The organism is Psychrobacter sp. AOP5-GZ1-6, assembly GCF_052376345.1.
Classification (GTDB): Bacteria; Pseudomonadota; Gammaproteobacteria; order Pseudomonadales; family Moraxellaceae; genus Psychrobacter.
Genome location: NZ_JBQSVP010000088.1, coordinates 1 through 12,664, shown reverse-complemented (window position 1 = coordinate 12,664; position 12,664 = coordinate 1). Strand labels below are relative to the sequence as shown.

Here is a 12,664-nt window from a genome sequence, read left to right as displayed (position 1 = left end):
TCGGACAATCCATAGAACAGCTTCGATAAATAGTCGATTATTTACCGCTGTTCTACCAACATCGGTCTCTTTACCTGCACAATACGGTGCTATCTTTGCCCACTGGGCATCACTTAGTGTTAATCTAGTCATAACACTATGATTATCGATTATTCTATATATGTCAACACACCCTAGTAGCTATTTGGACAATATAATGGAGTGACGCATGGACTCAGTGATTAATAATAAAATAAATACAATTTTTCAAAATAAAACTTGGCTATTCGTGCCAGCAACTCGCATTGATAGAGTCGTAAAAGCATTTAATAGCGGTGCAGATGCGGTTATCGTCGATTTAGAAGATGCTGTGGCAGCAGAAGATAAAGCACAAGCTCGCAAAGCATTGCAACAATATCATGACAGTGCTGACTATCAGCCAGTTTGGCTACGTATTAATAAAGCAGGCAGTGATGCATTTATACAAGATATTCAGCTTTGCCAACAGCTGCCTAATCTTGCAGGGATTGTGCTTGCAAAATGTGAGACCCCATTAGATATTGAGCAAGCCCATCAGGGTACTGGGTTACCTGTAATCGCACTAATAGAAAGCGCGCGTGGTCTGTATCAGATCGATGCGATGGCCAAAATGTCAGGATTAGCCGCGTTTAGTTATGGGTTTCTGGACTTGTGCAATGATTTGCGAGTACAAGTAGATACCCCTGCCGCCGATATCGTCGCCAATCAGATTCGCTATCAGTTGGTACTGACCTCTAAAGTGCATCAGCTAGCACCACCGATCGATACGGTCTATCCTGACTTTCATGACGATGAAGGCCTGAACGATCGAGTACAGTTATGGTCACAGATGGGTATGTCGGGGATGCTTTGTATCCACCCTAAACAGGTGGTGGTTGTGCAACAAACGTTACGACCAACAGATGAAGCAGTGTTATTTGCTCAGCAAGTGGTAACGGAGTACGAGCGTAGCGGACAGGCTGTATTTAAAATAGATGGTCAAATGGTAGACGCCCCCGTTATTCAGCGTTGCCTACAATTATTGAGTAAGAATGAGCAGGATAAGTACTAAAAATTAAGTACTAAAAATTAAGTGCTAAAAATTAAGTGCTAAAAATAGTGCGATAGCACGCCTTTTATTTATAAAAGTATCTGAAAGGTATATTATATAAATATTAATATTGTTGGTACAATGATTTTTATATTTGCATTGTGGTTGTCTTTAATAGGCTACCGCTGGGCGTAAAATATTTTATACTTGATTCCTTATCATAAGACGCTGTTCATCAAAATCGGAGAAGTTCATTGCGCGCTATCAACTATAAGTATTTGATTGTGATCTTACTGCTGATAGTTGCAGTTGGTTTTGTTGTATTTCGTACATGGCGAGGCCCACTATTACCTAGCTATACCATCACCCCTATGCCGCTCGTGCAAACAGTGGTTGCAACTGGACGTGTCGTGACGACATCACGCACGCAAATCGGTAGTGAGGTGAGCGGAGTGGTGCTTGAGCGCTTGGTACAAGAAGGTGATCAAGTAGCAAAAGGGGACTTATTATTGCTACTCAGCTCGGATGATGTGGCTGCACAAGTACGTCAAGTAGAGGCCGAACTGACTGAGCTAGTGAGCAGTAGACGCCCACAGGCCGCGGTAGAGCTATCCAAAGCTGAAGTACAGCTGGCACAAGCGACTCGTGATGTGGCACGTCGCCGTGAGTTGGCAGCGATTTCAGCCATCTCGGATGAAGAGTTGGAGCAAGCAGAACAGGCACAAAGCCAAGCAGGTAACGACCTAAAAGCTGCGCGTCTAAGAGTTAAGGCATTAGCCGCTGGCGGTGTTGAAGAAGTGCTAATACGTGAGCGTATCGCGGTATTGCAAGCTCAGCTCGATAAGACTGAAGTACGCAGCAAGGTCGCTGGCACGGTACTCACACGTGATGTCGAACCAGGTGACTTGGTACAGCCAGGCAAAACATTATTTACCATCGCGCTTGCTGGCAATACAGAAATTCATGTGCCGCTTGATGAGCGCAACTTATCACGTTTGGCATTAGAGCAAGAGGCAGTCGCTATTGCCGATGCTTATCCGGATCAGCCTTTTCCTACCCGTATTGATTTTATAGCGCCAAGTATTGATTCTGAGCGTGGTACGGTTGAAGTTAGACTGTCAGTTGATCCAGTGCCTGAGTTCTTACGGCAAGACATGACCGTTTCTGTGAATATCGAAACAGGTCGACGCGCACAAGCGTTGGTCATTCCGAATGATGCTTTAACAAATATTCAAAAAGATACAGCTCAAGTACGATTACTACGTGATGGTAAAGTACAGCGTCAAAAAATAACGTTAGGGCTGCGCGGCTTGGCAATGTCCGAAGTGGTTTCAGGATTAAGTGAGGGCGATCAAGTATTGGCTGATGCGACCTCGCCATTAGCCGATGGTGAGCGAGTACGCACGGAATCGAAAGAGATGCCGCTTGTTAGTAGTAGCAATCTGACTAGCAGAGATTCGTCTAACAATCCTTCAAACAGCAATGCTTCTAAAGATAAGGCTTCGAACAACCATGACGACTCAGCGGCTAGCGATAAAGCATCGGTGGCCACAACGTGAAAATATTTTTTGGGCGACTATGGATCAACGCGGTCATTGCGCTCAGTTTTTTGCGTGAAGGGCGGGTACAGTCACTGATGATCACTGTGGGTGTGGCCATTGGTGTGGCTGTTATTGTGTTTATCACAGCCTTGATTCAAGGTTTACAGACCAATCTGATTGATAGCACGCTTGGTAGTCAATCCCACATTCAATTGGTATCGCCAGATGAAACCAATCTAGTGGCACCCGTAGCAGCGGGTACCGTACAGCTGGTGCAAGAAGACAAGCGCCCTCAGCGGTTACGATCTATCAATAACTGGCAGCAGATTACCGATACTCTTGATCAACTGCCATTTTTGACGGCAGTTTCACCTGTGGTATCAGGGCCTGCGTTTGTTCGGCGAGGAGAAGCCTTAGAGTCGGTGGTATTGATCGGTACTGAGCTTGAGCGTTACCAAAAAATCATACCGCTTGATGAGTATCTAATCAGTGGCGATCTGCGAATCGGTGCTGATAATGTGCTCATCGGTAGCGAGCTTGCCAAAAACCTCGGTGTGCAAGTGGGTAGCAAGCTGCGATTAGATACAGGTCAGCAGGACAATACTGTGGTAAATGTGGCTGGTATATTTGAATTGGGTGTTCGAGAGCTAGACGCGCGTTATGTCTATTTAGATTTAAAACAAGCACAATCATTATTAAGCCTACCAGGCGGCGTTACGGTGATAGATTTGACGGTTGCAGATATTTTTGAGGCAGACAATATCGCTGAACAAGTAGGGCGATTGACATCGTTACAGGCAGAGAGTTGGATCGAGACCAACGCCCAATTAATGAGTGGTCTTTCAGCGCAAAGCTTGTCTACCAATATGATTATTGTGTTTGTGGGTATTTCGGTCGCCTTTGGCATTGCGAGCGTACTATCCGTCAGTGTGGTACAGCGTACTCGAGAAATTGGGATTTTGCGTGCAACTGGTGCCACTCGTCAGCAGATATTATGGATATTTTTGATTCAGGGCGCTGTGTTTGGTTTGCTAGGATCTGTTTTGGGTAGTGCGGTGAGTTATGTGCTGGTGTGGGCATTTAACACTTTTGGCCCAAGTTTGTTTTATATTCCAGTGTCTATAGAGCTTGTCTTGCTGGCTATGTTGCTAGCGACGTTAACCGGTATATTGGCAGCGGCGATACCAGCGCGCCGAGCTGCCGCATTGGATCCAGTGGTGGCTATTCGTTATGTCTAATAATAACTCTCATGAAGTGCTGCGTTTAGAGGCACTAAAAAAATCTTATAATATCGGTCAGCCCAATGAGATTGAGGTGCTACATGGTATCGATTTACGTATCGATAATGATGATTTTGCGGCGCTAATTGGGCCTTCGGGCTCTGGCAAAAGCACCTTATTGAATGTGCTTGGTTTACTGGATACGCCTACTAGTGGTGAGCTGTATCTGCTCGGGCAGCCGACGAGCAAGATGGATGATGCTGGTCGTACGGCACTACGAGGTAATAGTATTGGCTTTGTCTTTCAGTTTCATCACCTTATTCAGGCATTTACGGCGTTGGACAATATATTAATGCCATTAATGCTGACCAAGGGTCGCCCAAATCATTCTGCAATACAGAAGGCACGCGAGTTACTGGAGGCGGTGGGTTTGGAGAAGTTTGCCGACACTAAGCCAAATGAGCTTTCAGGTGGTCAGCAGCAGCGGGTGGCTATTGCTCGCGCACTGATAACTGAGCCTGCATTATTATTAGCGGATGAACCGACTGGCAATCTAGATACGGTAACCGCTGCTGAGGTGTTTGAGCTGTTTCGTCAGGTCAACCGTGAGCGTGATTGTGGGGTATTGTTAGTGACTCATGACCCACGTCTATCAGCATCCTGTGATCGTACCATTAATCTGGTAGACGGTCTTATCGAAAGTGATGCGCTAAATGTTAAAAGATTTGAGTCCTAATATCACAAAGTAGTTTTACAAAAACGTCTCGAACATTCTGTCAATATACTGTTCGACCGCTTGTTTATCATCGGTTACCTGCGCATAGGTTCTCAAGCCCATCATCTGAATTTGGAAATAGCGCCCCAGTTCAGTGGCATCTTTACTAGCATCAATCTCACCATTATCAATGGCTTGTTGAAAAACTTTGACAAAAGAGGCTTCGACATTTTCCAAAATATTTGTCGCATGGTCGAGTAGGTCGGGGCTGTCGTTTTTCGTCAGCTCACTGACTGTTTTGACAATCATGCACATGCCACTCGGAGACGTGCTTTTATTACAGACAGTCACGCTATGGATGAAACGTTTTAGACCCTCAAGCTTGGTTTTTTCTTGTGCAATACTATTGGCAAGGTTTGTAGCGCCTTGTTCAGCATAGCGATTTAACGCCTCTTTAAACAGGCTATCTTTATTGCCAAAAGCGGCATAAATGCTGCCAGGACGCATATCGACTACGTCTTGTAGGTTTCTCATAGACGTGGCGTGATAGCCTTTTTCCCAGTACAGGTCTTTGGCTTTTTCGATGACCTCATCACGGTCAAACTTGGCATGTGCACTCATCATTTTCACCTTAAAAGCAGTTATAGCCAATCCGTTATAAATTGGATACGGTGGCAGTCTCGTTCAGTCTACTATTCGTAGCACTTTTACTCGGCTTCCTTGTATTCCAACTATATTGCACCGACTATGTTTTAAAACTATCTGATTAATAATCAGAAAACAATAATCAGAAAACCAAGTAACACTATTATCGTTTGCATTGATAATGATGTCACTTGGTTTTTATGTGTTATCCGTATTCAAACGGATGTTTTAGTCAGAATAAATTTAGTAGGTAAGTCTACTCTGGTTTTAATGCTAATACATCATCGATATCTTGGGCACTATGGCGGTTTGCTAACTGTTCCCACGCTTCGCCCCAAGTGCGGTTGACGATACGACCACGTTGTACGGCTGGTCTTGCCAAAATAGCGTTTGCCCAACGTTGTACATGAGGGTAGTCATCAACCTGCAAAAACTCTTGTGCGTCGTACTGAGTGCCCACGACCAAGTTGCCGTACCATGGCCAAGTCGCGATATCGGCAATACTGTACTCATCACCAGCCAGAAACTCATTGTTTGCCAACTGCTTATCTAATACATCTAATTGGCGCTTGGTTTCCATGGTAAAGCGATTGATCGCATATTCGAATTTTTCGGGCGCATAAGCATAAAAATGACCGAAACCGCCACCTAAGTAAGGTGCAGAACCGTGTAACCAAAATAACCAGTTAAATACTTGGGTCCGCGCGCTACCTTTTTCAGGCAGTAGTACTCCAAATTTTTCAGCAAGATGTACCAAAATAGAGGCAGATTCAAATACAGACTCATTATCTTCGCCACTTCGATCAACCAAAGCGGGAATTTTTGAGTTGGGATTGACATCTACAAACCCTGATCCAAACTGGTCGCCTTCACCAATCTGAATCATATGTGCATCATATTCTGCCGCTTTGCCCAGCGCCAGTAACTATTCTAACATGATCGTTACTTTTTGGCCATTAGGCGTGGCGATAGAGTACAGTTGCAAGTCATGCTCACCTACTGGTAGCGCTTGCTCATGAGTAGCGCCTGAAACAGGGCGATTGACACTGGCCCATCTGCCGCCACTCTCTGCGTCATGTGTCCAGACTTTTGGTGGTACGTATTGGTCCGTCATTTTTATAACTCCTCGCGCGATTATGCGTCTTTTGCGAAGTTTTGTGGATATAGAGCACGAGCTGCGACTTCATCAAACTCAGACTTAAACTCGATATCTTTGGCAATGTTACGCGCTTTCTCTACTGCAGGGCGGTTATTGATGCTAGTAAACCAACGCTTTAGGTTAGGATAGTTATCTAAACCTGGCTCGCCTAATATAAACGCCGCCTTATCAATCCAGCCCCAAGCTGAGATATCAGCGATAGAGTAGTCATCACCAACCAGATACTCACGGCCTTCCATATGCTTGTCTAGCACTTCGTAATGACGCTCTGCTTCACGAAGGTAGCGATTGATAGCGTAAGGAATTTTTTCTGGTGCTTTATGACTAAAGTGTACTGATTGACCAGAAAAAGGTCCTAGACCAGTCGCTATAAACATGAGCCATGACAGCATTTCACCACGATCTTCAGGCTTGCCTGCTAGTTGACCTGTTTTTTCGGCCAAGTACATCAGGATAGCAGTCGAATCAAAGACACGCTTACCATCGTCTTCAATCGCTGGCGTTTTACCATTAGGGTTGATAGCACGGTATTCAGGAGTATGCTGTTCACCCTTCATCGTATCCACTGCGACTAACTCATATGGTAGACCTGTCTCCATTAAATAGAGTGCTACTTTCATCGGGTTAGGGGTTTGGTGAAAATAAAACTTTAACATATATAATATCCTTATGCGTTTTAGGTATTGATCTGAACGGATTGAACAGCCTGTGAACTGTATTTTGTAGAACCACTATAAACAAAAATGAACGACCGTTCAAGTGTATTTTGAGCAGTCGTTCATTTTATTACCAAATATAAGGATAAAATAACGCATGAGGACGCATCGTTATTTTGAAAATAGTCAGTTAACCGAGTCTTTCGCTCAATTCAGAAAAGCGTTTTATCATAAAAATCAGTAATAGTAAGGCAACACCAGCGATAACTGCACCGACATACCCGACACTAGATAGTGAAATATGCGTCACCGCATAACCACCAAATAGCGCACCTGTACCAATACCTAAATTAATAATGCCTGAGAACATCGACATCAGCATGTCTTGTGCATTGACATCGATCATAATCACTTTGGCTTGCATAGAGATAATGAGTAGCATTAGTGCTGCGCCCCAGAGCATCGCAATCAAGCTGAGCGCCCATACCGAGGTGACCGCTAGCGACAGAACAAGCATCGATACCAGCATCAATATAGTAGATATCAGCATCAACCGAGTGTTGAATTTATCGCCCCAACGACTGAATATAACACTACCGACAATCCCTGCGATACCGAATAAAAGTAACACGAAAGTCGCTGCATTTTCACTGACTGCGCCGACCTGTCGCATGAATGGCTCGATATAAGAGTAAGCGGTATAGTGAGCGGTGAAGACAAGCAGAATCAGGAGATAAAGACAGACCAATAATGGGTTTTTGAGTAATTCTGGTACTTTTCTAAAAGAACCTTGAAACATACTGGGCAGGATAGGCAAGAGCCTCGCTTGTAATATAAATACGATTGAGGCGACCACACCAATACTGCCAAATGTCGCGCGCCACCCAAACCATTGCCCGATTAAACGCCCCAAAGGCACACCTAATACCATCGCCAATGAAGTACCTGTCGCCAGCACACTGAGCGCCAATGCTTTTTTGCCTTCAGGTGCTATGCGTATGGCTATAGCCGCTGTGATGGACCAAAATATCGAATGTGATAAGGCAATACCAACGCGGCTGATGAGTAGCACATCAAAGCTCCATGCAAACACTGATAGCGCATGACTGGCGATAAATACCGCAAAGATTCCCAAGAGCAAACGTTTGCGTTCAAACTGGCTGGTTAGTAGCATCAGCGGCAATGACATAGCAGCGACAATCCATGCATACAATGTCAGCATCCAGCCAGTCTCTGCCGTCGTGATAGAGAAGTCTTGGGCGATGTCACTTAATAAGGCGACGGGTACAAACTCTGTAGTATTCATGATAAAGGCACTAACACCCATCAAAAATACTTGAAAATACTGAGTTCGGCGAGCATCTGAGCTCACCTTAAGGTTGTGTTTCATAATATCCAATATAAAGCAGATGTTAATACTACGGGCGATAGGTCACAGTGGGGCAGACTTTCTTAGAATACAAGGGCCGCGAGGCAAGATAACAAGTGAAAATAAGTCGTGGAAGGTGCTTTTTACTAAAGATTGTTAATGAGCTATTTATTTAAAATTTTTGAAAGACATAGTATGAGTCGTTATAGCCTGTCTATAAGCAAGTCTAAGGCTGGTTAGATTAATGCTTGTTGATAGACTGTCTGTAGCTCATCAAAGCTGGCTGCTTGTTGTAAGTGCTCTAGGGTGGTGAGCTTCATTGAGTTTTTGAAATCACGCAAGGGCACATTATCAACCGTGTCTCTTATAGTTAGGGGCTTGCCTAGTCTAAATAAGTAGTATGGTTTCGTATCTTTAGAGCTCTTACCAGATTGTTCAGCAGTTATTGATCTTCTAGGGACAAGAGTAACACTTTCAATTGGCCATAATTTGCTTATTTGTTTACTCGTTAGTTGAGCGTCATTGGTCGTAGCAATAGCTAAATAGCGTATTTCATTGACGATATGTTGTTTGTATTTATCTAAAAATGTAGTTTGAGGTAAGTGATACCACTGAGCGGTACTGTGTTTGAAGCCATCTATATACTCTTTATGACGTCCCGCTTTTGGTGCTAGTGCAATGGTCAAGGTCAAATCTGGATAGAGGATTTGCTCCATGCCTGAGTATGGTATACGTGTTGCTTCTTGCAAATACAAACGCTCTTCGAGTTGATGGTTATGTTTAGCAACTTTATCAACCTGATGGCTATTAGCTTGATAAGCGACAGCCTTGCTGTTCACCTCATTGTTTCTTATTGTATTATTGGTCAACGCGATAGTGCTTGATTGTGTATCATTAGATTGAGAGTTGATGCCATTACCAAGCTGTTGGCGCAGAAAACTTAATAGCCAGTAATGTCCAGCATTGCTTTTTGAATTCGTTTTTAGGGCGTTTGGCAATAGTGCAAATGCACCAATACTGACCTCGTCAATGGAATTGAGATAAGGGTTTTTAGTATCTAACTGGTTGAAATAACCTGGGTATAGCGCAAATGCGCCAAATATCGGACGGCTTTTTTGCGTTTTGGCTGTTTCTTTATTGCTACCTTTTTCATTAAGAGAGTTTTTATCTCGTTCAATACGAATCAAGGCATCACGATAACGGTGCATTTGATTGATGGCATCATCCGGTACAAAATCCATAGTATCAATGTTTTGTTCAGGATCATCATAGCGACTTTTAAGTGTCTTGATACGGTATTTAGCATCGAACAACCAAATAAAGCGTTTGTTATTGGGTAGAGTAACTTCTAAGACGATATCAGGTTTTTGGCTAACTGAATAAGTTCGAATATCTTTGGTTGTTTTATTAAATGGTGGTTCATGTGCTAACCTTGCTGTAATACCATCATTACGTTCAAACTCAAATGCACCAGCGAAGCCATCTTGGAGCTGATATTCAAAAAAGTCTTTAAGTTTTAACGCTTGCTTACTGGCAGATACTTCCTTAAAGCCCAACTCATCTATCAAGATGTTTCTAATGGTCAAAAAACACCAGACTTCGTAGATTTCCGCGACTGACTTCATAGAGATGCTAGATTGGTTGTCAAAGACATCTAGATAAAATTTTAACTCTTGCCAAATTCGATATACAGAGCTATAGCCGGATTTTTGCTGCAATACTAATGATTCACGGTTACGACCATTATAATCGCACACATCGGTCATAAAACCTTGTCTCAGCGTTTTCTGTAGGGGCTGTTGCCACTGATGCAGCTCATCTAAAAAGGTATCAGATAGCCGTTGCTTATCTGGTGCTGCATTGCTTTGCCTAAGTTTATATTCAAAGTCAGCCAGTCGTTTCTTAGAGGTAGCTACTACCATTTTGATAAATCGGTTCTCTGGTGTATCGACACTTAGCCGCTTTTTGGTGACTTGATAACGCTGATCATACAGACCATTCGCGAAGTCCTCTTTTATTTTTGCTCCCAGTCGTGCAGGGATATTACCTTTTAGCCGTGTTGCTTTGTTATAAGAGATATGAGCCTGCAAACGGCTATGCGGTGCTTGATTAATGACTTTTAGTGCATACGCTAGTTGGCTGCGTAAATGACTAAAGTTAGCAAGCCAAAGCAAGGGAAACTGATGTCGCTGTTTGGTTTGTGCGCTATCCAGTTCGGTTTTCTCTACCAGACTAAAGCGCCAAAGAGGAAAGACGGTATCAATCACTTGATACATCGCTGGCAAGTCATCGTGCAGACTCATCTTGGTGGGCAAAACTTCAAAGGCGATGTTGCTTTGATAAGTGTGGTTTGATTTGACGTAATTGAGAGGCAGGCGCAGCCAACCGACATCGTTTGCGGTATTGATAGTACCTGTTAGATGCGCAGGCATTCGAGAGCGAGACTGACTAAACCGAAAACTCTCATTAATTAAATGACTACGATGAGTTAGATAAGCTCGCTCAACGTCAATAACATCACTAATATTATTGATATTGTCTGTAGCTCGGCTTTTAATGGCTTGATTAGACTCATCTATACTTGTTTCATTAATGCGCTTATTATTCAAAAAAATCCATTCAAAGTGATATTGGATATTTTCAAAGAAAATAAAATTATCTAACTCAAGTGCTTCTACTAATCCAGAATGAGTGACGACGCCTTTTATGTCTATGGGCTGATCCATAAAGGTAGCTTCAGTAATCGCTAAGGGCGGAGAGAAACGTATGATAGGTTGCTCAGTGTTGTGGTTACTGGTAGCTTGCCGCTTAGCTAAGGTCGCCTCATAAGCCGCTTGGCGTTTGCTGATATCGTTACACCAAATCGACAGCTCAAAATCAGCGGTTTGTATCCTTAATAGATCTGGCATGGTCGCTCCGTTAGGTCAGCTGTCTGCATTTTAAGGCCAAAAACTGGTGAAACCTGAATGTTCTAGGCGCTGCTGCATCCAAGCTAATTTAGCCTTGCTACGACAATTGATAGACAAAGTGCTACCATCTACATTTTTGCGATATAAGTCAGTGCGTAGCTTATTCACATCATTCGTGGTAGTCCATATGTTACTCAACTCTCGCTCTAAGATGGTGGCTAATTTTGTGAGTAATGACTGCTCATTGCTAGTAGTAGCCTTATCTATAAGCGCTAATTTGTCGTAATCGCCTTCGATACGCGGCAATACCTTGCACATTAAGAAGTCATCCCAAGCTGCTTGTAGCTGCTGTTCATCTTTAGGTTGGGCACTAATAACGGCTAGTAGTAGCTCGTTGAGAGCTCTAAAAGCCAGCTTAAATGGTGTATTGTCCAACACTTGGTTGACGGCTTTTAAAAACTCGATACTTTTGTGACCATCACTGTCTATTACTGGTAGATTGTCAGCAGTGGCGTGAGAGTAGAGAGGATAACTCAACGTGTTATGAGTGACTTTTGATTCAAAGAAATGGTCAAAGTCATTGGGGAAAAAGTCTCCAAAGTCAAAACTCAAAGCACGGTCAATGACCTTGCGTGAGAATCCGTGGGTAGTTTCATCCATATTAACCGTACCAGCTACGATTAAATTAAAAGGCAAACTTAAACCATACGCACAAAATAATTTCCACTCCCTGTCATATTTAACATCTACAAAGCCTAAGGCATTACGCAGTTCGTTTATGTCTTCTAGCTGCTTGATAGTCGCAGGTTTCAATAGCGGGTCGCAGTGATAATTAAAGTTGCCTTTATTCCATTGCCACTCACGAGTTTCTAAAACAGATAGATAGTCTGCAAAGTACTGTTCAACAGGTGCTAAATTCATTTCATCCAAACATAGCCAATAGGGCAGCACCTGATTTAACTGGTCTTGATTACCGGTTACGGTGAGGCGACAGTCGCCATCAACTTTTAGTTCAAGTTCTGCATCGATAATCGCACGCCACGCTCTGGCAATGAATTGCAGCACATCAGTGGTGATATATTCAGCGTGACCATCTCTACCCAAGCGTGATATATAGCCAAGTATGTCACTAGGTTCGTGCCAGTCAGGACGTACGGAGGTTAGGCAGTAGGTATCGCTAAGGCTACCTGTGGCTTTGGCTTGCTCACGGACAAAGCGAGTTTTACCAGTACCGGAAATACCAGCTAATAGGAGGAAAGGTTTTGATAGGAAGGTTACATCGTTAGGAAGATTTTTTTTCATAACAGCACTGGCATTAAGTAGCGTATGTGATTTTGGTTGTGAGTCAAAATCAGTTGTTTTTAACTCTTTATAAATTGGTTGTATTTGCTTATAGATATTT

At 43.3% G+C, this 12,664-nt stretch carries 10 protein-coding genes and 1 pseudogene; 4 read left to right on the top strand and 7 right to left on the bottom strand.

Annotated features, from left to right (window positions below):
• A partial coding sequence (locus ACT3RN_RS10995) for a transposase (RefSeq protein ID WP_444518631.1) occupies window positions 1–132 on the bottom strand: 132 nt, incomplete at its 3' end.
• A 76-nt stretch (window positions 133–208) separates the two neighbouring features.
• On the opposite strand from ACT3RN_RS10995, the gene ACT3RN_RS10990 reads away from it, so the two are divergent.
• The 4 genes from ACT3RN_RS10990 (at window position 209) to ACT3RN_RS10975 (ending at window position 4,545) form a co-directional block, all read left to right on the top strand.
• Entirely contained in the window at window positions 209–1,069 is an 861-nt protein-coding gene (locus ACT3RN_RS10990; RefSeq protein ID WP_192992405.1) for an HpcH/HpaI aldolase/citrate lyase family protein, read from the top strand.
• A 233-nt stretch (window positions 1,070–1,302) separates the two neighbouring features.
• A complete protein-coding gene (locus ACT3RN_RS10985; RefSeq protein ID WP_444518630.1) occupies window positions 1,303–2,607 on the top strand; it encodes an efflux RND transporter periplasmic adaptor subunit in 1,305 nt (434 codons plus the stop codon).
• A complete protein-coding gene (locus ACT3RN_RS10980; protein ID WP_192992403.1) occupies window positions 2,604–3,827 on the top strand; it encodes an ABC transporter permease in 1,224 nt (407 codons plus the stop codon). The genes ACT3RN_RS10985 and ACT3RN_RS10980 overlap by 4 nt, the downstream gene beginning before the upstream one ends.
• Window positions 3,820–4,545, top strand: coding sequence for an ABC transporter ATP-binding protein (locus ACT3RN_RS10975; protein ID WP_192518964.1), 726 nt, complete (start codon window positions 3,820–3,822; stop codon window positions 4,543–4,545). The genes ACT3RN_RS10980 and ACT3RN_RS10975 overlap by 8 nt, the downstream gene beginning before the upstream one ends.
• 15 nt (window positions 4,546–4,560) lie before the next feature.
• On the opposite strand, the gene ACT3RN_RS10970 is transcribed toward ACT3RN_RS10975, so the two are convergent.
• The 6 genes and pseudogenes from ACT3RN_RS10970 to ACT3RN_RS10945 all read right to left on the bottom strand — a co-directional run.
• Window positions 4,561–5,145: a TetR/AcrR family transcriptional regulator gene (locus ACT3RN_RS10970; protein ID WP_192992402.1), complete on the bottom strand. Its 585-nt coding sequence runs from the start codon at window positions 5,143–5,145 to the stop codon at window positions 4,561–4,563.
• Window positions 5,146–5,425: 280 nt separating this feature from the next.
• Window positions 5,426–6,283, bottom strand: a pseudogene (yghU, locus tag ACT3RN_RS10965) (glutathione-dependent disulfide-bond oxidoreductase).
• 20 nt (window positions 6,284–6,303) lie between these two features.
• Window positions 6,304–6,984 (bottom strand): glutathione S-transferase family protein, encoded by a 681-nt coding sequence (locus ACT3RN_RS10960; protein WP_192518967.1) that lies wholly within the window; start codon window positions 6,982–6,984, stop codon window positions 6,304–6,306.
• 190 nt (window positions 6,985–7,174) lie between these two features.
• Window positions 7,175–8,374, bottom strand: a complete 1,200-nt coding sequence (locus ACT3RN_RS10955) for a sugar transporter (RefSeq protein WP_192992401.1) — start codon at window positions 8,372–8,374, stop codon at window positions 7,175–7,177.
• Window positions 8,375–8,589: 215 nt separating this feature from the next.
• Window positions 8,590–11,262, bottom strand: a complete 2,673-nt coding sequence (locus ACT3RN_RS10950; RefSeq protein ID WP_442069846.1) for a DUF2357 domain-containing protein — start codon at window positions 11,260–11,262, stop codon at window positions 8,590–8,592.
• A gap of 30 nt (window positions 11,263–11,292) precedes the next feature.
• On the bottom strand, window positions 11,293–12,664 hold a 1,372-nt coding region (locus tag ACT3RN_RS10945; RefSeq protein ID WP_444518629.1), incomplete at its 5' end, for an McrB family protein.

What these genes read in the sequence shown, in the direction of transcription:
- ACT3RN_RS10990 (WP_192992405.1), top strand. Translation starts at nt 209, where the DNA reads ATGGACTCAGTGATTAATAATAAAATAAATACAATTTTTCAAAATAAA.
- ACT3RN_RS10975 (WP_192518964.1), top strand. Translation starts at nt 3,820, where the DNA reads ATGTCTAATAATAACTCTCATGAAGTGCTGCGTTTAGAGGCACTAAAA.
- ACT3RN_RS10970 (WP_192992402.1), bottom strand. Translation starts at nt 5,145, where the DNA reads ATGAGTGCACATGCCAAGTTTGACCGTGATGAGGTCATCGAAAAAGCC.
- ACT3RN_RS10960 (WP_192518967.1), bottom strand. Translation starts at nt 6,984, where the DNA reads ATGTTAAAGTTTTATTTTCACCAAACCCCTAACCCGATGAAAGTAGCA.
- ACT3RN_RS10955 (WP_192992401.1), bottom strand. Translation starts at nt 8,374, where the DNA reads ATGAAACACAACCTTAAGGTGAGCTCAGATGCTCGCCGAACTCAGTAT.
- ACT3RN_RS10950 (WP_442069846.1), bottom strand. Translation starts at nt 11,262, where the DNA reads ATGCCAGATCTATTAAGGATACAAACCGCTGATTTTGAGCTGTCGATT.